Below are 23,683 nucleotides of genomic sequence, written 5' to 3'. Positions count from 1 at the left end.
AGATATGAACACAACATTTAAGGTTGCACTTATTAGTGCGGCAGTGGTTCTTGCTGGCTGCCAATCAGCAAATACATCGAACAATACCGTAGATAATAATAAAGGCGAGGGTGATTATGTGATTACCGCGCCCGAGCTAAGAAGCGATTTTATTCGTGGTATGGATATTTCCATGCTGCCAGAAATAGAAGCATTAGGCGGTAAATATTACCAGCATGGTTCAGAGCAAGACCTGATTGAAATCTTAAAAGATCATGGCGTGAACTCCATTCGTGCGCGTATTTGGGTTGACCCAATGTCGGCATCTGGCGAGGTATTTGGCGGCGGAAACAACACGCTTGAGCGATCTATTGAACTGGGTAAACGTGCCCAAGAAAATGGCATGACTTTCCTACTGGATATTCACTACAGCGATTTCTGGGCGGATCCTAAAAAGCAACAAAAACCCAAAGAGTGGGAAGCGCTCACGTTCGAGAATCTGACACAGAAAGTCTACGACTATACCGCTGAAGTGATGAAGGCGCATCAAGCAGAAGGTGTGGTGCCAGATATGGTTCAAGTCGGTAATGAACTCAACGGTGGCATGCTGTGGCCTGATGGTAAGAGCTGGGGCCAAGATGGCAAAGAGTTCGATCGTTTGTCGCTATTACTTAAAGCGGGCATTCAAGCCGTGCATGACAACGACAATGGCAAAGACATCCAAATCATGCTGCACCTTGCTGAAGCGGGAGACAATGGCCTGTTCCGCTGGTGGTTTGACGAAATTACCAAGCATGGCGTCGATTATGACGTGATTGGTATGTCTTACTATCCGTGGTGGCACGGTCCTATCGATAAAGTGAAAGCCAACATGAATGATGTCATCAGCCGATACAACAAACCCATTGTGTTGGTCGAAACCTCGTTCCCATTCACCAACGAGAACGGTGACTCACTCGGCAATAGCTACTCTGAGTCCGGTCCTATTGAGGGCTACAGCGTCTCCGTGAATGGCCAAGCGCAATACCTGGCGGACATCATGACTCTGATGAACGACTTACCTAACGAGCAAGGACTGGGTATCTACTACTGGGAACCTGCGTGGCTACCTATTGACGGGGCGACGTGGTCAACAGAAGCGGGAATGGATTACAGCGGCGACAAATGGGACATGGGCAACTCCTGGGAGAACCAAGCGCTGTTTGATTTTGAAGGCAATGCCCTGCCGTCATTAGAAGTATTTAAAGGTCAATAATGAATAATAAACAACACATCATTCCCAAGATTAAAGGCTTGCTCCACGGGGCAGATTACAACCCAGAGCAGTGGTTGGATCGGCCCGATATTCTGGCCAAAGATATCGAACTGATGAAGCAGACACGTTGCAACGTGATGTCAGTGGGTATTTTTAGCTGGGCAGCGCTGGAGCCAAGTGAGGGAGAGTTCCAATTTGAGTGGTTAGACAATGTGTTGGATAGCTTAGCTGAAAACGGCATCTCGGTGTTCCTTGCGACACCGAGTGGCGCGCGTCCTGCGTGGCTCTCACAGCGTTATCCGGATGTATTGCGCGTTAACAGTGCACGCGTTAAGCAGTTGCATGGCGAGCGTCACAACCATTGCTACAGCTCTCCTAATTACCGTGACAAAGTCACCATCATGAACAGCAAGTTGGCAGAGCGTTACAGCGATCACCCCGCGGTGATCGGTTGGCACGTTTCCAATGAATATGGCGGTGATTGTCATTGTCATTACTGTCAGGAAGAGTTTCGTTTGTGGCTGAAGAACAAATACAGCTCTTTGTACAACCTCAACAAGCAATGGTGGAGTGCGTTTTGGAGTCACACTTTCACCAGTTGGGAGCAGATTGAGTCGCCATCACCGATTGGTGAAAACTCGGTGCACGGGCTCAAGTTAGATTGGAAACGCTTTTGCACCGATCGCGTGTCCAATTTCTGTCAGCATGAAATCGCGCCGCTCAAAGCGGTCAACCCTCAGTTGCCGACGACTGCCAACTTCATGGAGTATTTTTATGATTACAACTACTGGGAGCTAGCGAAGTCGATCGATATCGTCTCTTGGGACAGCTACCCACTGTGGCACCGTGATGCTGATGAAATCGCGCTCGCCTGCTACACCGGTATGTATCATGATCTGATGCGCACTTTGAAGAATCAGCCATTCTTGTTGATGGAGTCGACGCCGAGTCAAACAAACTGGCAGCCCATTACCAAGCTGAAAAAAGACGGGGTGCATCTCCTCTCCTCTTTGCAAGCGGTCGCGCATGGCTCGGATTCGGTTCAATACTTCCAGTGGCGCAAAAGCCGCGGTTCTGTTGAAAAATTCCATGGCGCCGTCATTGACCATGTTGGTCATGCTGACACCCGTACAGGTAGAGAAGTGACGGCGGTTGGTGAGTACTTACAGCAGATCAACGATGTCGCGGGAACCAGCACCAAAGCCGAGGTGGCGATTCTGTTTGACTGGGAAAACCGCTGGGCACTGGATGATGCCTCAGGCCCGCGCAATGAAGGTATGCATTACGAACAAACGGTGTGCGATCATTACCGAGGATTTTGGCGTCAAGGGATCAGCTGCGACATCATTGAGCAATTGTGTGACTTTACGCCTTATAAAGTCGTGGTTGCGCCCATGCTCTATCTCATCAAACCCGGCGTCGCGGAGCGATTAGAGGCGTTTGTTGAGCAAGGGGGTACCTTAGTCGCAACGTATTGGACCGGCATTGTCGATGATAATGATCTCTGCTTTATGGGGGGATTCCCGGGCGGAGAAGGGAGCCCACTGCGTCGAACTCTGGGTATCTGGGCTGAGGAAATTGACTCACTTTATGATCATGAGCGCGTGGCATTCCGTGTTTCTGCACCGTCTGAATTTGCGCTGGAAGGGGAGTTTCAAGCGAAACATCTGATGGAGCACATTCATCTCGAGACAGCGCAAGCCTTGGCGTACTACCAAGAAGATATGTTCAAAGACAAGCCGGTCGTGACCCAAAATCAGCATGGTCAAGGGGTGGCGTATTACATCGCAGCGCGTACAGAAACGGCGTTTAATGAGGCCTTCTATCAGGCGATTGTTCAGCGCCACGGTATTCATGCGCCGATAGAGGGGATTCCAATCGGGGTATCGGTCACCACACGTGAAGATGCGCAGACACGCTATGTGTTTATCATGAACTTCCTCAACCAAGAGCAGATTGTCCCTTGTCCGAAAGGGCGCTGGGTGTTGGCGGATACACAAGAAGAGGTGACACAGGCCATCGTCGCTAAGCCATATCAAGTGATAGTGATTAAAACGCAGTTATAACCCAATAGCGCCTAACACGTTGTTAGGCGCTGAAAAAACACAATTAAATAATGAGACGAGATTCGTCTTACGGGTAAGTGTTGCCTAAAGAAAGTGAAGGAAATACTGGCCCAACCAATAACTCGGAAATAAAACAAAAGGGAAATACAATGAAAAAGACAACATTGACGGTCGCTATTTTAGGTTCTTTATTTGCCACTCAAGTCGCTGCTGTAGACTTTCACGGTTACGTTCGTGCCGGGCTAGGTGCCAGTGCAGATGGCGGTGGTATTAAAGGCGGTGATGAGTTCAATAAAACGACATTGGGTCGTTTAGGCAACGAGTACGACACCTACTCAGAAATTGGATTGGGCCAAGAGTTATTTAATCAAGATGGCCGCTCCATGTATTTTGAAAGTATGTTTGAAATGTCTTCGGACGGAAATCTAGAGTCCGAAGGGACCAAAGATGATAGTGCCAACTTTGCGATAAAACAGCTTAATGTTCAGGCGAAAGGTTATATTCCTGCCTCTCCGGACGCGGTGATTTGGGCGGGTAAGCGCTTCTATCAACGTCATGACTTACACATCATTGATACAAAATACTGGAATATTTCAGGTTACGGCGTCGGTATTGAAAACATCAAACTTGATACAGGGGCTATTTCAGCGGCGGTGATTCGTGCTGACAATGAGCTCGCTACGTGGGAAGGCGATACGAAAACAAGTCATGGTGATCTCAACACATACTACCTAGATTTGCGTTACGCTGGCTTTAGTCCTTGGGAGGGTTCATGGACTGAATTTGGTATCGACTACGCGATTATTAACCCAACAGATGCTCAAGAAGAGTTAACGGAAGACTTTAAGAATGGCTTGATGTTGACTGCTGAACTTAGCCAAAGTTTCTCAATGGGTTGGAACAAGTTTGTACTTCAGTACATGGATAAAGGCTTAGCGCAAAATGCGACGTCACAAGGTGGCGGTTGGTACGATATTTGGAGTGATGATGTCAGCGAAGCTAAAGGCTATCGCTTCATCAGTACGGGTGATATTTACCTAGGTGACAACGTTGTAGTGAACCATGTCTTAACTTACGGTCAAACTAAAGATTATGGCAAAAAAGAAAGCTGGGGTGGTTGGACTGACGATGTCACACTTTTCTCCTTTGTTGCGAGACCAACGTACAACTGGTCACCATACAACAAAACCATGCTAGAACTGGGATACTTTGACAAAGAAATCAAAGGTGATGCGGATTGGATTGATGACAAGATGAGCGGTAGCAAGATCACCATTGCCCACGCCATCACTGCGGGTGATTCGTTCCTAGCACGTCCAGAAATTCGTTTCTTTGCTAGCTACTTCAAAGACAACGAAGGGGAGTCATTCAACAGCGGTAAGAGCAATGACACCATTAACTATGGCGTACAAATCGAAGCGTGGTGGTAATCCAACCTTAATGTAATCCAACTGTTTAGATAGATCAGCGTACCCCAACCTGATCTATCTTTTCCCAGCGTGTGCTGGGATACCTTTCCGATTTTGCTCTTAAAGTGGGTCATATTTATCTGGGGGGATAAGCAAGCAATATGGCGGCATTACCATTTTAAGAGCCTTTTTATTTGGGCTGTTGTATGACATCACTCTCGTTGAAGAATAAGATCATTGCCTTATTCGCGGTTTCACTACTCATTACCATCACTACGGCTTATTTTAGCGTTAAACACGTGATAGGCGATTACATCACGACCTCCTATGAGACGCGCATGATGAAAAACGTTAGCTTGATCAGCAGTGAAATCAAGCAATCGTTAGAGCGTGATATCTCTGTCATTGAAAGTCTCGATTTTGGCATCATTGGTATTCGTGATACCAAACAAAAGCTCGGCTATGGGCAAGTGGTTAAATTGATCAATAAAACCGCGCTGAGTGACAAAGGCAGCCTAAAAGCCGAAGACGCGCAGTATTTCATCGACCTTGCCCGGCAACACCAAGAAGGCATCAAGATCACCCAAACGCTTTCAGACCAAGGAGCGGCGCAAGTGATCATCTCGAAGAAAAAAAGCGGCGTGGTCGATTTCTTCACCATAGATTTAAGTTTGATTGGTGTACTGATTGAGCGCTACAGCATTCCCGGAGTCTACTTTGAAGTGCTTGATGGCCAAGGCCACTCTATCTATTCCACCAGTCAAGCTCACCATCAACTCAAACAAACCGATACCATTACCGTCGGTGAGTCCACATGGACGCTACGCGCCTACATCGAAGCGGACTATATCGATGGCATCACGCAAAGCATCAATCAAGACATCACCAAATACCTTGCGGTGTGCGCTTTCGTGATGCTGATTTTCACCTTGTACAGCCTCAAAGTGCAAATTGATCCTTTGGTACGACTCAAAGAGTTGATGGAGAGTCTGTCTGGGCACGATGCGGATTTGACCCAACGCATCGATCTCAACCGTCGTGATGAAATTGGTCAAATTTCTCGCTCGGTTAACCACTTTATGGACAGCTTACAATCGCTGTTTCGCAACATCTCTCACTCGAATATCGCGTTGAATCAAGCGCGTGATGCGCTCGACCATCAAACCAGTTGCAATGTAGAGACGGTTGCCAGCTATGGTGAGCAGAGCGTCAGTCTCTCGCGTGCGATTGAGGATATTCGCCACTCCTCCCAAGCCATTCAGCAACAAACTGACCAAGCGATGCAACTGGCTCAGCAGATCAGCACCCAAGTGGGCAATGCGGTAACCAAAGGGAGCAGTGCGGAGAAAAACGTATTGGCGTTGGTTGAAAATACAGAGCAAATCTCCGCGTCAATGAGCGTTATGGATACAGTCTCTGCGGGCATTAGCGGCATTCTTGATACGATTTCTCAAATCGCAGATCAGACCAATTTGCTGGCTCTCAACGCCTCGATTGAAGCCGCAAGAGCCGGCGAAGCAGGCAAAGGGTTTGCGGTGGTGGCCGATGAAGTACGAGTCTTGGCCTCGAAAACGCGAAATTGTACTGCGCAAATTGATTCGTTGTTGGCCCAGTTCTCTGATTCGTCGAAACAGATGGCAGGAAAAATGTCGCAAACACTGGAAAACAGTGAGGCGAGCCGAGTAAGTACCCTAGAGGTGATCGAACAAATTCAACGTATTGAAACCGCGGCGACCGAGATCAATGCGATTAACTCGCGTATTTCACAAGCGTCGGATCATCAATGTTCTATGATGCAAACCCTAAATCAAGAAGTCGCCCAAGCCCATTCATTGACGCAGGCGATCACTCAGAGCGCAGAAGCCATAGCGAAAATCAATGGCGATTTTAAACAAGTGTCCGGCGAGCTAACGCAAAGTGTGGTGGTGTTTAAGGTATGAAAAAGGGAGCAACACGTTCCCTTCCTTGCCATTTAACGCGGCTCTCGCACTATTTTGATAGCCCCGTCGAGGTGAATATCACGCTGCGGGTAGGCGATGGTGATGCCGTGCTCGTTAAACGCGGCGTCAATCTCGAAGCGAATCTCACTTGAGACGGATCGGATGCCCCCTTCAACTTGCGAGTGAATCCAGAAGAAGGATTCAAAGATCAGGGCGTTGTCGCCAAAGTCTTGGAAAAAGACTTTGGGTTCAGGTTTAGGCAGCACCTTTGGATTGCTGGTGGTGATCTCACGCATCAGCTTTTCGACCAAGCGAACATCACTGCCGTATGCCACACCGACGACAACCGACGCGCGCACCAGTTCATCGCGTAGCGTCCAGTTGATCACTGTATTTTCAAGCAACTTGCTGTTTGGGATCAACATATGCACGCCATCGACACGGCGAATACGGGTCGAGCGGGTGTTGATTTGCTCCACCGTGCCCTTTGCGCCTTCCACTTCAAGAAAGTCGCCGATTCGAATCGGCTTTTCGCCAATCAAAATCCAACCACTGATGAAGTTGTTGATGATGTTTTGGGCGCCGAAACCAAAACCGATCGCAATGGCACCGGAGAGAAACGCAAACGCCGTGATCGGGATGTTGAGCATCGACAAGGTGGTGAGGAAGATGATGCCAAGGGCAATCACAAACAAAATCCGCTCAATCAAATGGATGATGTTGGGATCTTTGCCATTGGACGCCAGCCTTGATGAGACCGCTTTGATCATCAATTTCGCGATCCACAAACTCACCACTATCCAAGTTGGAACCATCAAGATAGCCCACAAGGTGATCGGTTGTTCGTTAAAGGTAAAGAGCGTCATTTCTAACCATGAAATGGCTTGCTCAAACATAGTGTTCTACTCCTGTATGCTAGACCCGCAAAATACCTGCGCAGGGTCGATTAAAAAGCGTTTGCCCATCGCTTGGCGGCCCAGCAACATCAGATAAGTCATGTCTGAGCGGTCGGTGAGCGTAATTTGAATCGGCCACTCTAACTCGCCCAATTTGGCCATCGTTTCAATCACGTAGCGCTGCTCTGACATACCGTTGGATGACTTGATTTTGCGCAGATCATACAACTCAGATTTGCATCGCACCACTTTGTCGACGTCGTGCACTTCTGGGTGAATATCAAACTGAATACCGGGTTTACCGTTCACTTTGATAAGCTTAATGTGATCAACGTGTAGGGACGAGGTTTGCGCGCCTGAATCCACTCGCACGGTGAGATTATCAATGCCCAGTTCAGGCAAGGAAATGTTCTCTAAGCGACCAATAATGACTTTTTCTGTGTTGCTGCTTTTCATTACAGACCTTCTTTTATCTCTCTAGAGGCGACGTCTTCAGACAGTTTGTCTATCTGTTCGGCGACCGCTTTTTCATCTTCATCAAAATAGGCGATGTGATACATGGCTTCGCCTTCTTGAACCAAAGGAATGTTTTGCTTACCGATGATGACCCCTGTGCGAGGCGCGACAATCACCGCCAACTTTTCACCGTACGCACTGCTAATGGTAGCCAGTTCATCGCCCTTCTTGACGTAGTCACCCAACTGGTACTTGTGTCTGACGATGCCACTGGCACTGCCGCGAACCCATTGGCTGCCACGAGCGACCACAGGCTCCGGGACCCCTTTACGTTGGTTGCGACCTTTGCTGACCATGTTGAGATGGCGCAGGACGCGAATCACGCCACGGGTGCCCATACGAATAGAGGTCTCATCAAAGCGCAGTGCTTCACCGCCTTCATACACCAAGACTTTGGTATTCGAGTTGGCGGCGCAATCGCGCAGTGAGCCGTCAATTTCTTCCGAGTGCAGTACCACAGGCGCACCAAAGGCGTTGGCCAGCTCTGCGGTCACCTCATCTTCAACGTTAGCCCGGATCTGTGGCAAGTTGGTGCGATGAATCGCGCCGGTATGCAAGTCGATACCGTATTGGCATTTGTCGATGATTTCGGTTTTAAAAATATTGGCGACTCGAGCCGCGAGCGACCCTTTAGGCGAGCCCGGAAAGCTGCGGTTGAGATCGCGTCTATCAGGTAAATAACGGCTTTGATGAATCACACCATGCACGTTCACCATAGGCACAAAAATCACCGTACCACGCAGGACGCGAAAGCGTTTCATGTTGATGATGCGATGGACAATTTCAATGCCATTGAGCTCATCACCATGCACCGCGGCACTAACGAAAATCGTCGGCCCTGCCTGTTTTCCACGCACGATATACACCGGCAGCGAAACTTCGGCGTCTGTATACAGCTTTGCTACTGGCAGCGCAATCTTTTTACGCTCGCCCGGCTTAATCGTGTGAGCGCCAATTTTCAGTTCTGTCATGCTTATTAACCCTTGCCACGCGTCTTGTTGGCGTTAAATTTGGCGTTTTTCTCAATAAATTCGTACAGCTTGCCCGCCACATCGAGGTTGGTTGCTTTTTCAATGCCTTCTAGACCTGGAGAGGAGTTGACTTCCATCACCATCGGGCCGCTGTTGGAGCGCAGCAAATCAACGCCACAGAAATTCAAGCCCATCACTTTGGCCGCATTGACCGCAGTTTCGCGCTCTTCTTTGGTCAAACGAATGATCTCCGCAGAGCCGCCACGGTGCAGGTTGGAGCGAAACTCCCCTTCGGCCGCTTGACGCTTCATTGCAGCAACCACGCGTCCACCAATCACCAAACAGCGAATGTCAGCGCCGCCAGACTCTTTGATGTACTCTTGAATCAAAATGTTCGCTTGCAGTCCCATAAAGGCTTCGATGATGCTCTCCGCCGCTTTAGAGGTTTCCGCAAGTACCACGCCAATGCCTTGGGTACCTTCAAGCAATTTAATGACCAGCGGTGCGCCGCCGACGTTTTTGATCAAGTCTTTGATGTTGTCCGGTTTGCTTGCAAAGCCCGTTCTTGGTAGGCCAATGCCTTTGCGAGACAGCAATTGTAGCGAGCGCAATTTGTCACGAGAGCGGCTGATCGCCACCGACTCATTGACGTTAAAGGTGCCCATCATTTCAAACTGTCTTGCCACCGCAGTGCCGTAGAAGGTGATGGAAGAGCCAATACGCGGAATCACCGCATCGTACAGCGGCAACTCTTCACCGTGATAACGTACGGTAGGGCGGCTGCTTGTTATATCCATGTAACAGTGTAGAGTGTCGATCACATCGACTTCGTGGCCACGTTCGATACCCGCCTCGACGAGACGCTGAGTGGAATAGAGTTTTTTATTGCGAGACAGAATAGCGATTTTCATGAGGCACTCCTTTGTGTTTGTGTGACTTAACTGTAGTCTTTGAAAATCGATAAGCAAAACTCTATATTTCTTACAGTTTGTTTGAAAAAATTTATCAAAGCCGATGAAGATTGAATTACTAAAGACCTTTATTGAAGTGAGCCAAACGCTCCATATTCGGATGTCTGCTCAGAACTTACACCTGACGCAGGCGGCGGTCAGCTCCCGAATCAAACAGCTTGAAGATGAGTTGGGGGTGATGCTGTTTGATCGCGCTAACAAGCGCCTAAAACTGACCGCAGAAGGCGATAAAATGGTCAAGCACGCCAACGACATGATGGCGATGTGGCACAAAATAAAGCAAGAAGTCGGCGTGACAGACAGCGATGGCTCGCAGCTATTTTTAGGTGCCATGATGTCCATTTGGGATATGGTGCTGCATGACTGGTTACAAAAAATTCACCGTAATATTGATGATGTCCATCTTTACACTCACACTTACTCATCGGTGGAATTGCGTAAACGGGTCCTCAACCGAATCTTAGATATCGCGTTTCTGTTTGAGCCGCCACATACCGATGAAGTCGTGGCGAAAAAGCTCTGCACTGTCCCTTTGGTGTTGGTCAGTACGACGCCAGTAAGGGAAGCGTCGGAGCTAGAGAGCTTTGTGATGGTGGATTACGGTGATGCGATTAACTCTATGTTTTCCCATCACTTTGGCGAAGAGCTCGCGCCAAGGCATCATATGACGCAGCCCAATGTTGCCCTCTCATTTATTCTCGAGGCGGGCGGGGCGGCGTACTTGCCGCGGCAGATGTGTTTTGCCCAGTTGCGCCGTCAGCAACTGCATTTGGTGCCCAATACGCCGACGTTTCATCGTGATATCTATGCGATTTACTTGGCCAGCAGCCACAAACGTGAGCTGATTGAGGATTCACTGATGCTGTTTCCCTATAGTATTAGATAACCTTCAGTATTAGATAATGTTTGTTTTATCCCGTTAATTGTTCGATTTTTTTTATCAACTCACTTTTTAACCGTAAATAATCACGGTTGGGCGTGAAAATTAAGGAGCGTCAGAGTGCTAAAAGCGTTTTATCTACATGACAATCAGTTGTCCGAAGGCGGCGAAGAGTTAATCACTCAGTGGCAAACTCAAGGTGGCCACATTTGGTTAGATTTTTATGAAGAGCCCGCTCAGCAGGAAGCCGAGCTTCTCGCTAAGCTAGGCTGCCACCCATTAGCCATTCAAGATGCGCAGCGCGATCGCCGTCCGCCTAAGGTGGAAGAGTTTGATCAGCATACTTTCGTGCTTTATCGCGGTTTTAGTCATGTTGAAGAGCATCTCGATTTAAAAACCATGGCGCTTGCCTGTTTTGTCGGGGAAAACATCCTGATCACCCGCCGTGTGGAGCACTCGTTCGGTATTGAAGCGTTAGCGGCGCACAAATCGCTGGCGAAGTATTTGCGTTCACCAAGCTTGCTGTTGAGTAAAATCATGAACGCCTCGGCGCAGCGTTTTACCGATGCGGTGTTAGAAGCGGAAGATGAAATCAGTGAGTTGGAAGATGGCATGCTGACGCAATCCAGTGATGAGCTGATGCAGCGACTGATTTTGCTTAAATCCCATCTGCGTAAAATTCATCGCGTGCAGTCCTACCACGTGAAGTTGATTGATCAGGTGATGGAAGAAGAGCTGGCCTTCATTGATATGAACGATTCAGAGGTGAAACACAGCTTCCGTGATGTGTTTGATAAATTCGATCGTCTCGAAAGCTTAACTTCCATGTACTACGACTTGTGCGGCGACTTGATTGAAGGTTACATCTCGCTGAGTTCGCATCAACTGAACAAGACCATGCAGCTATTGACGGTGGTATCAGCGATTTTCGTGCCGTTGACCTTTATTGCCGGTATCTACGGAATGAACTTCGAATACATTCCTGAGCTGCGGTTTGAGCACGGCTATTTTGTGTTGTGGGGTGTGATGATTGGTGTCGCGTCGGCGCTATTGTACGTCTTTAGGCGCAAACGCTGGTTGTAGCGAGCGGTTAAAACGCCATCGCCCACCAAATCGGTGGGCGATGGTTTTTTATGGCTTGGCGTGTGATGCTTCGCCGAGCGCCGTTACTCGGCTTTCGTCTCTCGGCCGTTATTGTCTTTGAGAGTGCTGTCTTTGTGATTGTTCTCTTTGCTGTGGATCAGTGACACCATGATTTCGCCCGCCACGGGCTTGAGTTCATCTGGCTGGCTGACAATCTGGATGCGGTTTTTCACATTGACCACAAACAACGGCACCACGGTGGCGTCTTTGTACTGCGCCTTGTAATCCTCAAAGGTGAAGTTATCACTGATCTTGGTGTGCTTCATTTCAGCCCCTTGACCAATCATACTGGCCAACTTTTTATAGCTGACTGTGCCACCGAGCAGCAGGGAGTAGGCGTGTTCAGAGTTGTGAGTATGCTTATCTTGTGACTCATCGCTTTTCTTTTCATGCAGACAAAACACCTTGCGATGGCCAAAGTCGGTCGCGAGTTGCACACTGGCAATAGAGTTGAAATGTTGGTCGGGGGTGACCGCCAGCACCTGACCAATACCAATCAGGTCGAGGTTGTCTTCGGCATGGCTCGAGGTTGGGTTGCCGTAGTAGCTATCAAACCCGTCCATGCGCGCTTTGCGTACGTAGTCCCAGTTGGAATCGGCCATCAGAATTCGGCAGTCGTAGGTTGAAATCGCTTTACCAATTTTGCGCGCAACATCGTTGGCACCCACAATCAAAAAGCCTCTTGGCGAAGGCTCTGCGACACCCAGCCAAGCCGCGATCGGGCGGGCCGTGGCACTTTGCAGCACCACGGTGCCGATGATGACCATAAAGATCAGTGGCACCAGCAAGTTTGCGCCTTCGACCTCCAAAAAGGTCAGTTTAATGGCAAACAGTGAAGAGACCGCAGCGGCAACGATACCGCGCGGGGCAACCCAAGCGAGGAAGGCTTTCTCTTTGGTCGACAGCTGGCTGCGCGCCGTGGACAGGAAAATTGACACCGGACGAGACACCAACTGGATGACGGCAAACAGCACCAACGCCGCGAAACCAAGCTGCTCAAAGTCGGACACTCGCGCGGCGAGTAGAATAAACAGACCAGAGATAAAGAGAATGGTGAGGTTCTCTTTAAAATGGAGGATGTGTGCAATGCTGACGCCTTTGACGTTGGCAAGCCATACGCCCATCACGGTTACGGTCAAAAGACCCGATTCGTGTTCAAGATAATTGGAGGCGGCAAATACCCCTAGTACAATGGTCAGCACGGCAAACGGTTGCAAATACTCTGGTAACCAATGGCGGCGCATCATGGCGGCCACCAACACGCCCGCTGTGATGCCCAAGCCAAAACCGACCACCAAAATGGTGCCGAACACGGCTAAGCTGTGCACTTCGCTTTGTGAGACGATGAATTCATACACCATCACCACAAACAGCGCGCCTAATGGGTCAATTAAGATCCCTTCCCAGCGCAAAATATTGGCCAGGCGTGAGCTTGGCCTGACCGTGCGTAGCAGCGGCACGATCACTGTTGGCCCTGTCACCACGGTTAAGCTGCCAAAGAGGAAGGCGATGGTCCAGTCTAGGCCAAGCAAATAGTGGGTCGCGAACGAGGTAATGATCCAAGAGATCACTGCCCCTATGGTGACGATACTCCAAACACTTTTACTGATCCCCCTTATTTGTTTGAAGTTCAGGGTCAAGCTGCCTTCAAATAGGATCACGGCAACTGCCAGTGAAATGATGGGGAAAAACAGGTCGCCCAAGGCTTGCTCGGGTGAGAACAGGCCAAGCACTGGCCCTACTAGCAATCCAGCAATCAACAAAAATAGAATCGCCGGCAGTTTAAGTTGCCATGCGACCCACTGACAGACTAATCCTAGAACCCCGACACCGGCTAGGGTCAAGGCGATCATCTCTGAACTCATTGTTATTCCTTTTGAAAATGGATGATATCTTTGAAATTCAAGCTACACCTGAAACTGGGCGCTTGCACCCTTTTTCTTATCCACTTAGAGTGAAAATCCATACGGTCAGTGAACAAGAGCGGTCAGTCAGTAAGAACTGTCAATCAGTAAGAATAGTCAAGTTAGGGGAACATCATGGAAAATAGGCTTGATCCGAGCGAGATTTCATTGCTTTTACCAGACACCGACGCTGGGCTTGCCGTGCATAACCCTGCAACAGGCGAGCCAGTGGGTGTGGTGCCTGTTAGCACCTCGCAAGAGATAGAGCAGGCCATCGGGCGCGCGCATAAGGCACAGCCTGAGTGGGCGGCACTGAGCGCCAAAGCGCGGGCGAATCGCCTGCTTGCCTGGCATGCATTGTTGCTTGAACACCAAGAAGCACTGGCAACCCTGATGACGCTTGAGCAAGGTAAACCGCTGCCCGAAGCGCGAGGTGAGGTGGCCTACGGCGCGAGCTTTATTCAGTGGTTTGCAGAAGAGGGAAAGCGAGCCTACGGTGAAACCATCCCCGCACCAAGTGGGGATAAGCGCATTGTGACCATAAAGCAGCCGGTAGGCGTGGCTTGCGCCATTACGCCGTGGAACTTTCCGATTGCCATGATCACTCGCAAAGCGGCGCCAGCGTTGGCGGCGGGATGCAGCTTTATCGTCAAGCCGTCTGAACTCACCCCGCTGAGCGCGTTCGCATTGGCCAAATTGGCGTATCAAGCGGGCATCCACCCTGATGTGTTTCAGGTGGTGATTGGGCGCAGCGCGCCAGAGGTGGGTGAACGGTTTACCTCTTCTCCGTTGATTCGCAAACTCTCGTTTACTGGCTCTACTCGAGTGGGCAAAACCTTGCTGGCGCAAAGCGCACATGACGTTAAACGCACATCGATGGAGCTGGGCGGTAACGCCCCTTTTATCGTGTTTGCCGATGCAGATGTAGATGCGGCGGTAGATGGGGCTATCGCCTCTAAGTTTCGCAATGCTGGGCAGACCTGCGTGTGCGCCAACCGCTTTTATGTTCAGCGTGACATCTACGACTTATTCGTGGCGAAATTTGTTGCGAAAGTGGAGGCGTTAAAGGTTGGTAATGGCCTCGACGAAGGCGTAGAGATAGGCCCCATCATTACCCATGAAGCCAAACAAAAGCTTTTGTCGCTGGTGGAGCAGGCCAAAGCGCAAGGCGCGGTCGTGGTCAACAAAGCGCAGACGTTAGACGGGCAGTTTATGGCGCCAGTGGTGCTGACAGAGGTTGAGCACACGATGGCGCTGGTCCAAGATGAAATTTTCGGCCCCATCGCGCCTATCATCGCCTTTGACGATGAGGCGCAGTTAATTGAGCAGGCCAACGACACGCCTTATGGTCTCGCCGCCTACTTTTATACTCAGCATATTGGCCGAGCTTGGCGCGTAGCCGAGGCGCTGGACTACGGCATGGTTGGCATCAATGAAGGGATTATCTCTACCGAAGTGGCGCCATTTGGCGGCGTAAAACAGTCTGGTATCGGCAGAGAAGGTGCCAAGCAGGGACTGGATGAATACCTCGACATCAAATACCTCTGCTTTGGTGGCGTATAGCGCTAAGTCAATCGGTGGACAGTGCAGAGCGCTCGGCTGCGGCTGAGCGCTCAACTTCATCAAACCCGCGCAAAATATTGCTCAGGGTCACCGCCGCAAACAGTGCGATGACAAACGATAAATGCCAAGCCTGACTGAGACCGAGCTGCACGAGCGTCATACTCACGAGCGCAGAGACGACCATTTGCCCACCTCCCGACATGGCCGCCGCCGCGCCCGCTTGCTTTTTGTAGGGCAGCATCACCATCGCTTGCGCGCAGGGCAGCGCAATACCATTGCCTAAGATCATCAACAGTTGACCCAACATTAAAAACAGTGGTTCTACCGGGCAAAAGAACAGCCACAGCGCTGCGCTGAGGTGTAAGGCGGGGGTAAACAGCAGCATCTTTTTGGTGCCAATCAGCGGTCTTACTCGGTTGCACAGGCTCGTGCCTGCCAACATACCCAGTGTTGGGATCAGCGCCCACATTGCGTATTCGTCGGAGGTCATGCCGATGTGATCTTGCATAATAAATGGCATCACCGACACCGTGGTGATCATCAAGCTAAAATTAAGCCAGCCGATGCTAGCAAAGCTCATAAAGTAGCGCGAGGTCAGCAGAGCACGGTATTGGCTCACCATCGCCTTTGGCGAGGGGATGGCACTGGTGCTGTGCAGCGTTTCATCAAAACGGAGCGCAATCACCACCCAGGCTAACCCGAGATAGCCGAGCAGTGAGACGAACACCATCGTCCAGCCAAAGTGAAAGTTGATAAAGCCGCCAAGCACCGGCGCCATGAGTGGGGTAATGGACGCCGCCATCGCAATGTATGACATCGCCACAGGCAGCTCTGGGCCGCTAAATCGGTCACGAGTCGAAGCGCGGGCTAATACTGCGCAGCAGCCAGTGCCGAGCCCTTGTAGAAAGCGCCCAGCGACCATGCCCATAAATGAGTCGCTAAGCGCAATGATCAGCATAAGACCTGACATCGCAATCAGCAGCCCAGTCAGCAGCACCTTTTTGCGACCCAAGGCATCAGAGATAGGGCCGTAGATAAATTGCGAAGGACCAAAGCCGAGCAGGTAAATACCGACCAACAGCTGCGCTTCATCAAGCGTGATCGCGAAATCTTTTGCGATCCAAGGCAGCGCTGGAAAGACCAACCCCATACTGAGTTGACCGATACTGATGATAAGACACGCCAGTAAGATGGAGCGAAAGTGAATCGCCTTGGCCATTAACGGTCCCCTTTGCGCGTAAAGTGAGCGTGTTTTCCATGACCGCGGCGGCGCAATTCACCTTCGTGGTCATGCTCACTGAGCTTGGCTTTAACGCGTTTGACGGTCGATAAACTGACATCACACTGCTCGGCTACTTGAGCTAAGGTAAGGCCTTCAAAGAGCAGCGCGGCAATCTGTTTGTGCTTGCTGCGATCGGCAGGTCTACCACGAAACTTCTGTTTCCATTGTTCAGGGTGACGCTTGAGTGCTCGGCGCCCTTGCTCGGCGGCAAACAAGCGATGCTGTGTCTGTACTTGCGCATAGCCGCTGAGCATACTCAGTAGCGTTTGTGTTTCTGCGGAATTAGGCGCAAAGGTCATGGGTTGGCAAAGGGTTTGCAGTGTCACGCCCTTGTCGAGAATATCCTCGATTGTTGCGAGAGCTTGGCTAAAATCACGCCCAAACACGGTGAACCACCAAATCACCAGCGTATCGCCAGATTGTAGATTGTTGAAGAGCGATTGAAATTGCTCCCGTTCATTGGGTGGCACGCAGCCTTGTACTTGGTCTTCAAAGTGCTTGGCATCGCCGGTGTGTGCTTGCAGTGCAGCCAAGTGTTCTTGATACGCTCGGTTTTTGGGTGAGAAGCGAGTATAGAGGTAAGTCGCCATAGTGACTCCTTAGTTAACGTAAAGGTCCAAATAATGTATTGGCTCATAATTAAGTTCACTATACTCGGGTTCATAATTTATGCAAACACCAAATGAGCCATTTACACTTCTTTACGCGGGCAAGTGAGAAGTTTACGTGAGTAAGTGACAAGGCGCCGTTGTTGGCGCCTTGTCATTTTGATTCATCCAGCGGTTGGTGATCCAAGCGCACGAACTATCAGCATGTGATTGATGAGAATGCCATCATCATGGATGAAATCATTGTCGCCATCGTCACGCCGACTGAGAGGTTACTTCACACTTTCTATAACTGATCGCTCAGTACGATTGCCGCCAGCGTCTGCTGGCGGCATGGTAGAACAAACGCCATCAAGACACGCATTATGACCATAACGCAGAGACATTTTTACGTCGGCACCTACACCGATGCCCCTAGCCAAAGCCGCGGCATTGCCCGCATCGCCCTAGATACCCAGACAGGAGAAATCACACGTTTAGAGGATGTGTGTGAGTTGCGTAATCCTTCCTATCTGGTGAACACCTCGACTGGGCTCTACACCTTCTCGGAGGTCTCTGAGCAAGAGGGGGCGCAAGTTGTCCATCTCCAACCAGTGGAGAAGAACGGAGCAATGAACTGTGCGCCGATCCACGGCGATGCGCCTTGCCATATCGCTATCGATGCTGCTCAACGGTTTGTCGCTGTTGCTAACTATGGCAGTGGCAATGTAAGTGTTCACTTACTCGATGAGAATCATCACCCTTCTTCTACGTCGACAACGCTTTTTATTGACGGGTTTGGACCTAAGACTCACCGGCAATCAACCCCGCACGCGCATCAAGTCACCTTTATCGATGGTCATTTAGTGGTGGTCGATTTAGGCAGTGATCGGGTCCATTTTTATCGGCATCAAGATTCGCTCGCGTCGTTTGAACTCGACTACTCCGTGGCCCTTTCTCCCGGCAGTGGACCGCGTCACCTTGTATTCAATCAAGCTTGCAACCTCGCTTATGTCGTGTGCGAGCTCTCTGAAACGCTTGCGGTGCTGACCTATTCTCAAGGCCATTGGTCACAGAGCGCTGAGGTCCCGCTATTACCAGAAGAGACGGTCTATGAGGCGGCGAGTGCGATTTACCTTAGCCAAGATGAGCGCTACGTGTACGTCTCTTGTCGTAAGCAGAACTGCCTTTCTATTTTGGATGTCTCAGTGACCCCACCTCAGAATATTGGCAGAGTCGATACACAAGGTCAGTTCCCGCGCGATTTTACCCTGAGCGCGTGTGAGCATTGGCTGCTGGTGGCCAATCAGCACTCCAATAACATCGTCAGTTTTCATCGAGAGACCCTCAGTGATGCATTCAGGCCCACCGGTTATGAGTGCTCAATTGATGCGCCTGTCTGCTTGGTGGAATACCAAGCTTAAAGCGTTGAGAATGGGCTGATAACGCCGCTTGCTCCACGTTCAATCACATGAGTATAGATTTGAGTGGTTTTGACATCCGTATGGCCAAGCTGCTCTTGCACGGTTCGAATGTCGGCGCCACTCTCAAGAAGATGCGTGGCGAACGAGTGGCGCAGCGTGTGTGAAGTCACAGGTTTTTCAATCTTGGCCCGTTTGGCCGCCGCTTTAATCGCTCGTTGAATGGTGGTGACATCAATGTGGTGCCTGCGAGTTTGATTAGATGCGGGATCGACACTAAGTCTGTCGGAAGGAAAGAGAAATTGCCAATTGAGCGTTTTGTTGGCGCCCGGATACTTTTTGTCTAGCGCGCTAGGCATCATTACACCGGCATACTCCGGTGCGAGCAGGTCGGTTTGCCAAAGGCGGGCTACCGCTTCTCTTTGCTGATGCAGTGCTGGACACAGTTCTTTGGCCAAGGTCACAACGCGACTTTTATTCCCTTTAGATAGGTGGATACGCAACGCGTAAAAATCAAAATCGACGTCTCCATAGCGCAGCCTGACACACTCTTTGACCCTTAAACCTGAGCCATACATTAACTGGATAGGCAAACGCCATTTGGGATTGGTATGCTCGAGCAGCGCGCGGATTTCTTGTTTGGTTAACACCACTGGCAGTTTCTTTTGTTTGGTCGCTTTTCGATATCGGATGTCGACTTTAATCGGCTGTTTCAAGATATGTTCATAAAGGAAAACCAACGCGTTTAACGCTTGAGCCTGAGTATTCGCCGCGACATTTCGATCAAGCGATAGGTGCGAGAGAAACTGCTCAACATGCTGGACATCAAGCGTGCTCGGATGCTGTTTATCATGATGGAGAATATAGCGTTTGATCCACGACACGTAAGCCTCAATCGTTTTATTGGCATAGTGCGATGCTCGCATATAATCGGTCACTTGTTGCAGAAACGGTGATTGGATTTTCATGACGTTTTGTGTGTCGGTTAACGGATATAAAACAGTGTACGCTGCCCTATTGGTATTAGACTGCACTTTGCCGCACATTGCGACCAGTATCATAAGGGTTCATCCTTTAGCGAGTTGTTTTGCAAGAATTTAGCAGATTTCGTTCACAGAACCGATGCAGAATAGGCGGCGCTAGTTGGTTGCGTTAGGTGGTTTGGGGTTGTATATAAAGCGTTATATTGCCCCGATAAAATCGGGCTATCTAGAGCTTTAAAATGATAAGAAAATACAACGAAAATGACATGGATTCAGTTCTTGAAATTTGGCTTAATGCATCAGTTAAAGCTCACGATTTCATCTCAGCTGAGTTCTGGAAATCTCAAGTAGAGAACATGCGTAATATCTACATTCCGGCTTCAGAAACTTACGTTTACGAAGCTGAGTCGAAGGTGGTAGGTTTTTACGCACTATATGAAAATAACTTAGCTGCTATATTCGTTTCTCCTGAGTTTCAAGGTAAAGGTATTGGTAAGCAACTATTGAGTCATGCTAAAGCTCAAAGGGCGGTATTAAGTCTTTCCGTATACAAGGAAAATCAGGCTAGTTATCAGTTCTATTTGTCTCAAGGGCTCCAAGTAGTTAGTGAACAATTGGATGAGCATACTGGACATCCAGAATACACAATGAGTTCGGGCATATAACAAAAAATTTAAGAGTGATTCACAACGCTTGGCGCTCTCACTTCAAGCCAGTTTAGTGTTTATGGCACAATGCGTTAGGTAAGGTGTCAGCGTTGTTCACACCTTAATTTGGCGTTATGTAACAGGCTGATTTTCTGTAATATTTAGTCCTTCGAAAAGCCAAACTACTCCGCTAGTTTTAGTTATTGGTCCAGCGTTTTGGGTTGGCTTCTTCGCGATGATTCAAGGTTAACGAAAGAGCTTATCGCTTGGAAAGTTCATCTCGGCTTGTTTCTCAGGTTCAAAAACCAAATCACTCGCTGAAGCTCACTATCCTGAAATCGTTGTAACTCCCCTACTTCGAATTTGACTTTCGCACTCAAATCCATCAAAAGAGCCTTGAGTGATAGGACGTTTTTAGTAGTCTGAAGGCAACAATAAAGCCCGAGTGCGTCATTACATAACAAACAATTTAAGCAGACCCTCAACGCGTGCCATTTTCAGTTTGCAGGTAGTTCAGTGGTTATGGCGCTCTGCAGAAACTATCGTTGTGCGTTTCGGGCTACTTAATCGAGCGTTAAGTGTCAATTCAACATGGTATTACGGTTGGAAATAAGATTCGATGGAAGAAAATAATAATAGACTTAATCAAGAATGGGTGACTCTCAATGCGGTAAGAGACATGGTCAAACTTGCTTCCAAAGGCAGTATGTCAAAGTCTACTTACGACAACACGTTAGAGTTTGCTGGAGACCTTTATCCTGAGCTCCTTGGTCCGGAAAATAGCCTTCTAAAAAGAGAACGAGAGAGTGATACGACAAAGGAATATAGACAAAGAGCTGAATTAGAGTCTCTGCGTGAAGAAACGGAAGTTAGTGCCTTAGAATTAGTCTTAAAGGATATTGCTGAGTACGAGTCCTTACTCGATGTTGCTAAAGCAAACCAAAAAGACCGCAAACGGACTGACCAGCTTAAACGTAGGCTTAGCCAGTTAGATAAGGCAAAAAAAGAACTAGAACCTAAAGCTCACAGTGAAAATCAATTGATTTTCCGTGATGCATATAACGTTGAAAGAAATTTACCAGAGCTCTCAAAGGGACATGCGCATAAAGATTTTCGCTTAACTGATGGAAAGATCCTTCGAGTCCGCGTTTTACACCCAGATAGACCTGAGCACATAACAGGAGCAGATATAATATATGAGCGACATAATGATCGCACTGGTGGCATAAGTATCGTCGCAGTTCAATACAAAATCTGGGAAAACAGAAAAATGTATCTTTCCGATGATCGTATGAATGGGCAAATTGACAAGATGCGAGAATTTCTCTGTAACAAAGGGATTTGTCAGTCCAATTCCGAAGAATATCGGTTCCCATGTTGTTCCGGTTTCTTGAGACCTACGGATAAACTGCAAACCGCTGAGCAAAAGTTTATTTCAACCGGTGAACATTTACCAATTTGCAAAATTGAAGAGTGTACGAGCTATGGTAAGCGCGGTGGTCTTCAACTTACGTATGACGATATAAAAGAGTACTCTCTTTCCGGTGACCTATTCGAAGAACTCTTTAACCGAGGAAAGATTGGTTCTCGTGAATTAACGCGTAATGAATTGGAAGACTTATATCATGAGGCATCTGTTATTGACTCGTCAGATACCGTAGTAATTTACGTGCAAGAATTTGACACTTAACAAGGCGTTTAAGGCGGATTCACAACGCGTGGCGATTTCAGTTTAAGTTAAGTTTAGTGTTTAAGGTACAATGGTTTAGGTTTTGTGGTTAGCGTTGTTCACCACTTAACGCGGCGTTATGTTCTAGGGCAGTTCACGTATCTTCAAACGTTTTTGAAAAATAGTTTCCAGCATCCTGTTTTTCCACATATCCTAAATTAAAACAATAAATAAGGACAATATATGAAGGGCTTGGTTAAGTGGTTTAGTAGTGAAAAAGGCTATGGATTTATTACCTCTGACTTGGGACAAGATCACTACTTTAACGTGCGCAGTGTAGTTGGCGCAGAGTTACCAACAAATGGTGATAGCGTTGAATTTGAATCAAAGATGGGCAACAAGGGCCCTAGAGCTGTAACCGTTAAAATAACAGGAAAGGCACTTAAGCAAAATCAGTCTGGAAGACCGAGAGACGATCGAGTCAACTGTCCAGGCTGTGACAAAAAGATTGTCCCTAGGATGATTACATACCGTGGGGAGCCAGATAAGTCCGTATGTCCTTATTGTGCAACTACAGTCCAAAGTTTTAGATCGAACCTAGGGGCGTATATAGTTTTGGGGTTAGTGGCCGTGTTTATTCTATTTGCTCTGGTGAACTAGAACATAACAATAAATTTAAGAGTGATTCACAACGCTCGGCGCTTTCACTTCAAGCCAGTTTCGTGTTTATGGCACAATGGTTTAGGTAAGGTGTTAGCGTTGTTCACACCTTAATTTGGCGTTAGTTGGCGGGTGATTTTTTAGGGCTAGTTCAGCGTCATCTCTGGCCATTCGTCCGGTGTCATCGGCAATTTTGCATTGTCGGTGTCAGTTCTTGAATAACTCAAACCAAGCGCTTTTCAATGTTCGAGGATTTGCCTCATTTTGGTTTCGTGCAGGTTGGTTGCCAGTTTCGTGGGCGTAAAGTCGCGTGGAGTTTTGGTGTTTCAGGGGCAGGTTTATGCGTTGTTCATCTGCTCGTCTGGATTACCGCTTCAATAATTCCAACTGGTGTTTTGTGTACGCTTTCTTTGCTGGGGTGTAGTGGCTCACATTGCTTTGAGTAAATCGTGGGTAACTTTGGTTTCGGTGTTGTGTGCTTGGGTTCGGTGGTTTACTTTTTCGTACGGTGGCGTTTCTGGCGGAGCAACGAACTAGCCAACTAACCAGTTACTCAAGTGGACGCCAAACGCTCGGCGGTTTTGGTTTGGAGTTCAGTGGGTTTTGCAGGTTTATCGCAGGCGCCACTTAGTAAAGCGTTAGTTGGCGGGTGATTTTTTAGGGCTAGTTCAGCGTCATCTCTGGCCATTCGTCCGGTGTTATCGGCAATTTTGCATTGTCGGTGTCAGTTCTTGAATAACTCAAACCAAGCGCTTTTCAATGTTCGAGGATTTGCCTCATTTTGGTTTCGTGCAGGTTGGTTGCCAGTGTCGTGGGCGTAAAGTCGCGTGGAGTTTTGGTGTTTCAGGGGCAGGTTTATGCGTTGTTCATGTGCTCGTCAGGATTACCGCTTCAATAATTCCAACTGGTGCTTTGTGTACGCTTTCTTTGCTGGGGTGTAG

20 protein-coding genes are annotated in these 23,683 nt (G+C 48.8%); 12 read left to right on the top strand and 8 right to left on the bottom strand.

Annotated features, from left to right (window positions below; genetic code table 11):
• Positions 1 to 4 precede the first annotated feature (4 nt).
• From AC6R10_RS05265 to AC6R10_RS05250, 4 genes are all read left to right on the top strand, one after another.
• A complete protein-coding gene (locus tag AC6R10_RS05265; protein WP_500671682.1) occupies positions 5 to 1,234 on the top strand; it encodes a glycoside hydrolase family 53 protein in 1,230 nt (409 codons plus the stop codon).
• The gene (locus AC6R10_RS05260; protein ID WP_500671681.1) at positions 1,234 to 3,300 is read left to right on the top strand and encodes a beta-galactosidase; all 2,067 of its coding nucleotides are present in this window, start codon (positions 1,234 to 1,236) and stop codon (positions 3,298 to 3,300) included. The genes AC6R10_RS05265 and AC6R10_RS05260 overlap by 1 nt, the downstream gene beginning before the upstream one ends.
• A 149-nt stretch (positions 3,301 to 3,449) precedes the next feature.
• A complete protein-coding gene (lamB, locus tag AC6R10_RS05255; RefSeq protein ID WP_500671680.1) occupies positions 3,450 to 4,730 on the top strand; it encodes a maltoporin LamB in 1,281 nt (426 codons plus the stop codon).
• Between the two features lie 317 nt (positions 4,731 to 5,047).
• Positions 5,048 to 6,649, top strand: coding sequence for a methyl-accepting chemotaxis protein (locus AC6R10_RS05250; protein WP_500671679.1), 1,602 nt, complete (start codon positions 5,048 to 5,050; stop codon positions 6,647 to 6,649).
• Positions 6,650 to 6,681: 32 nt separating this feature from the next.
• On the opposite strand, the gene AC6R10_RS05245 is transcribed toward AC6R10_RS05250, so the two are convergent.
• From AC6R10_RS05245 to rimK, 4 genes are read right to left on the bottom strand one after another with little or no spacing between them, the layout of a single operon-like run.
• Positions 6,682 to 7,545: a mechanosensitive ion channel family protein gene (locus AC6R10_RS05245; protein ID WP_334552988.1), complete on the bottom strand. Its 864-nt coding sequence runs from the start codon at positions 7,543 to 7,545 to the stop codon at positions 6,682 to 6,684.
• A gap of 6 nt (positions 7,546 to 7,551) precedes the next feature.
• Positions 7,552 to 8,001 carry an ATP-dependent zinc protease family protein gene (locus AC6R10_RS05240; protein WP_334552986.1) on the bottom strand — a complete coding sequence of 150 codons (450 nt, stop codon included), beginning with the start codon at positions 7,999 to 8,001 and terminating at the stop codon, positions 7,552 to 7,554.
• Positions 8,001 to 9,032: a succinylglutamate desuccinylase/aspartoacylase family protein gene (locus AC6R10_RS05235; RefSeq protein WP_334552984.1), complete on the bottom strand. Its 1,032-nt coding sequence runs from the start codon at positions 9,030 to 9,032 to the stop codon at positions 8,001 to 8,003. Before AC6R10_RS05235 ends, AC6R10_RS05240 begins: the two co-directional genes overlap by 1 nt.
• 5 nt (positions 9,033 to 9,037) lie before the next feature.
• Complete coding sequence (rimK, locus tag AC6R10_RS05230; RefSeq protein WP_334552982.1) at positions 9,038 to 9,943, bottom strand: 30S ribosomal protein S6--L-glutamate ligase; 906 nt, start codon at positions 9,941 to 9,943, stop codon at positions 9,038 to 9,040.
• Between the two features lie 103 nt (positions 9,944 to 10,046).
• On the opposite strand from rimK, the gene AC6R10_RS05225 reads away from it, so the two are divergent.
• Both AC6R10_RS05225 and AC6R10_RS05220 read left to right on the top strand, forming a co-directional pair.
• Complete coding sequence (locus AC6R10_RS05225) at positions 10,047 to 10,889, top strand: LysR substrate-binding domain-containing protein (protein ID WP_500671678.1); 843 nt, start codon at positions 10,047 to 10,049, stop codon at positions 10,887 to 10,889.
• A 114-nt stretch (positions 10,890 to 11,003) separates the two neighbouring features.
• A complete protein-coding gene (locus AC6R10_RS05220) occupies positions 11,004 to 11,966 on the top strand; it encodes a magnesium transporter CorA family protein (protein WP_334552978.1) in 963 nt (320 codons plus the stop codon).
• Positions 11,967 to 12,049: 83 nt separating this feature from the next.
• Here AC6R10_RS05220 and AC6R10_RS05215 read toward each other — a convergent pair whose 3' ends face one another.
• Entirely contained in the window at positions 12,050 to 13,891 is a 1,842-nt protein-coding gene (locus AC6R10_RS05215; protein ID WP_500671677.1) for a cation:proton antiporter, read from the bottom strand.
• Between the two features lie 174 nt (positions 13,892 to 14,065).
• On the opposite strand from AC6R10_RS05215, the gene AC6R10_RS05210 reads away from it, so the two are divergent.
• Positions 14,066 to 15,493 (top strand): NAD-dependent succinate-semialdehyde dehydrogenase, encoded by a 1,428-nt coding sequence (locus tag AC6R10_RS05210; RefSeq protein WP_500671676.1) that lies wholly within the window; start codon positions 14,066 to 14,068, stop codon positions 15,491 to 15,493.
• A 7-nt stretch (positions 15,494 to 15,500) separates the two neighbouring features.
• On the opposite strand, the gene AC6R10_RS05205 is transcribed toward AC6R10_RS05210, so the two are convergent.
• On the bottom strand, positions 15,501 to 16,712 hold the full coding sequence (locus tag AC6R10_RS05205; protein ID WP_334552973.1) for a multidrug effflux MFS transporter: 1,212 nt from the start codon (positions 16,710 to 16,712) through the stop codon (positions 15,501 to 15,503).
• Positions 16,712 to 17,365 (bottom strand): recombinase family protein, encoded by a 654-nt coding sequence (locus AC6R10_RS05200; protein WP_500671675.1) that lies wholly within the window; start codon positions 17,363 to 17,365, stop codon positions 16,712 to 16,714. The genes AC6R10_RS05205 and AC6R10_RS05200 overlap by 1 nt, the downstream gene beginning before the upstream one ends.
• A 383-nt stretch (positions 17,366 to 17,748) precedes the next feature.
• On the opposite strand from AC6R10_RS05200, the gene AC6R10_RS05195 reads away from it, so the two are divergent.
• Positions 17,749 to 18,786 carry a lactonase family protein gene (locus AC6R10_RS05195; RefSeq protein WP_500671674.1) on the top strand — a complete coding sequence of 346 codons (1,038 nt, stop codon included), beginning with the start codon at positions 17,749 to 17,751 and terminating at the stop codon, positions 18,784 to 18,786.
• On the opposite strand, the gene AC6R10_RS05190 is transcribed toward AC6R10_RS05195, so the two are convergent.
• Complete coding sequence (locus tag AC6R10_RS05190) at positions 18,783 to 19,745, bottom strand: integron integrase (RefSeq protein ID WP_500671696.1); 963 nt, start codon at positions 19,743 to 19,745, stop codon at positions 18,783 to 18,785. The two genes, AC6R10_RS05195 and AC6R10_RS05190, sit on opposite strands and share 4 nt — an antisense overlap.
• Before the next feature lie 260 nt (positions 19,746 to 20,005).
• Between AC6R10_RS05190 and AC6R10_RS05185 the strand changes: the two genes are divergently transcribed.
• From AC6R10_RS05185 to AC6R10_RS05170, 4 genes are all read left to right on the top strand, one after another.
• The gene (locus AC6R10_RS05185; RefSeq protein WP_500671673.1) at positions 20,006 to 20,431 is read left to right on the top strand and encodes an N-acetyltransferase; all 426 of its coding nucleotides are present in this window, start codon (positions 20,006 to 20,008) and stop codon (positions 20,429 to 20,431) included.
• A gap of 601 nt (positions 20,432 to 21,032) precedes the next feature.
• A complete protein-coding gene (locus AC6R10_RS05180) occupies positions 21,033 to 22,103 on the top strand; it encodes a hypothetical protein (RefSeq protein WP_225474282.1) in 1,071 nt (356 codons plus the stop codon).
• Between the two features lie 222 nt (positions 22,104 to 22,325).
• Positions 22,326 to 22,742, top strand: coding sequence for a cold shock domain-containing protein (locus tag AC6R10_RS05175; RefSeq protein ID WP_500671672.1), 417 nt, complete (start codon positions 22,326 to 22,328; stop codon positions 22,740 to 22,742).
• Between the two features lie 759 nt (positions 22,743 to 23,501).
• The coding region (locus AC6R10_RS05170; RefSeq protein WP_500671671.1) for a hypothetical protein at positions 23,502 to 23,683 on the top strand (182 nt) is incomplete at its 3' end.

Source organism: Vibrio sp. R12-SG2-ISO1, from assembly GCF_059834045.1.
The sequence above is the reverse complement of the archived record's forward strand: the minus strand, read 5'-3'. Positions and strand labels throughout refer to the sequence as shown.

What these genes read in the sequence shown, in the direction of transcription:
- AC6R10_RS05205 (WP_334552973.1), bottom strand. Translation starts at nt 16,712, where the DNA reads ATGGCCAAGGCGATTCACTTTCGCTCCATCTTACTGGCGTGTCTTATC.
- AC6R10_RS05185 (WP_500671673.1), top strand. Translation starts at nt 20,006, where the DNA reads ATGATAAGAAAATACAACGAAAATGACATGGATTCAGTTCTTGAAATT.
- AC6R10_RS05240 (WP_334552986.1), bottom strand. Translation starts at nt 8,001, where the DNA reads ATGAAAAGCAGCAACACAGAAAAAGTCATTATTGGTCGCTTAGAGAAC.
- AC6R10_RS05195 (WP_500671674.1), top strand. Translation starts at nt 17,749, where the DNA reads ATGACCATAACGCAGAGACATTTTTACGTCGGCACCTACACCGATGCC.
- AC6R10_RS05225 (WP_500671678.1), top strand. Translation starts at nt 10,047, where the DNA reads ATGAAGATTGAATTACTAAAGACCTTTATTGAAGTGAGCCAAACGCTC.
- lamB (WP_500671680.1), top strand. Translation starts at nt 3,450, where the DNA reads ATGAAAAAGACAACATTGACGGTCGCTATTTTAGGTTCTTTATTTGCC.
- AC6R10_RS05260 (WP_500671681.1), top strand. Translation starts at nt 1,234, where the DNA reads ATGAATAATAAACAACACATCATTCCCAAGATTAAAGGCTTGCTCCAC.
- AC6R10_RS05235 (WP_334552984.1), bottom strand. Translation starts at nt 9,032, where the DNA reads ATGACAGAACTGAAAATTGGCGCTCACACGATTAAGCCGGGCGAGCGT.
- AC6R10_RS05215 (WP_500671677.1), bottom strand. Translation starts at nt 13,891, where the DNA reads ATGAGTTCAGAGATGATCGCCTTGACCCTAGCCGGTGTCGGGGTTCTA.
- AC6R10_RS05200 (WP_500671675.1), bottom strand. Translation starts at nt 17,365, where the DNA reads ATGGCGACTTACCTCTATACTCGCTTCTCACCCAAAAACCGAGCGTAT.
- AC6R10_RS05175 (WP_500671672.1), top strand. Translation starts at nt 22,326, where the DNA reads ATGAAGGGCTTGGTTAAGTGGTTTAGTAGTGAAAAAGGCTATGGATTT.
- AC6R10_RS05265 (WP_500671682.1), top strand. Translation starts at nt 5, where the DNA reads ATGAACACAACATTTAAGGTTGCACTTATTAGTGCGGCAGTGGTTCTT.
- AC6R10_RS05210 (WP_500671676.1), top strand. Translation starts at nt 14,066, where the DNA reads ATGGAAAATAGGCTTGATCCGAGCGAGATTTCATTGCTTTTACCAGAC.
- AC6R10_RS05180 (WP_225474282.1), top strand. Translation starts at nt 21,033, where the DNA reads ATGGAAGAAAATAATAATAGACTTAATCAAGAATGGGTGACTCTCAAT.
- AC6R10_RS05250 (WP_500671679.1), top strand. Translation starts at nt 5,048, where the DNA reads ATGATGAAAAACGTTAGCTTGATCAGCAGTGAAATCAAGCAATCGTTA.
- AC6R10_RS05245 (WP_334552988.1), bottom strand. Translation starts at nt 7,545, where the DNA reads ATGTTTGAGCAAGCCATTTCATGGTTAGAAATGACGCTCTTTACCTTT.
- rimK (WP_334552982.1), bottom strand. Translation starts at nt 9,943, where the DNA reads ATGAAAATCGCTATTCTGTCTCGCAATAAAAAACTCTATTCCACTCAG.